The following is a 275-nucleotide window of genomic DNA, read 5'->3' as shown; positions in this document are numbered from 1 at the left end:
AGAGCCAGCAACATTTAAAAACACATTAGTTGAAATGGAACTATCTGGTGAGTTATTGAACCGTGTATCAACGGCATTTTATAACTTATCGGGCTTAATTTCAGATGACGAATACCAGCGCATTAGTAAAAAAATGGCGCCAGTATTATCGGCTCACTCTGATGACATTTATTTAAACGGTGCTTTATTTGAGCGCGTTCAAACAATCTACGATAACCAAGCAGCACTAAGCGCTGAAGATCAACGCCTTGTTGACTTTTACTACAAGCAGTTTG

General features: G+C 38.9%; 1 protein-coding gene. It reads left to right on the top strand.

The features are described 5' to 3' along the window. Positions 1 to 275 (top strand): hypothetical protein (locus tag R2R70_RS20160; protein WP_410978927.1); only part of this gene is annotated, 275 nt, incomplete at both ends.

The sequence above is a fragment of the Cobetia sp. SIMBA_158 genome (genome assembly GCF_046566945.1).
Classification (GTDB): domain Bacteria; phylum Pseudomonadota; class Gammaproteobacteria; order Pseudomonadales; family Halomonadaceae; genus Cobetia; species Cobetia amphilecti.
The sequence above is the reverse complement of the archived record's forward strand: the minus strand, read 5'-3'. Positions and strand labels throughout refer to the sequence as shown.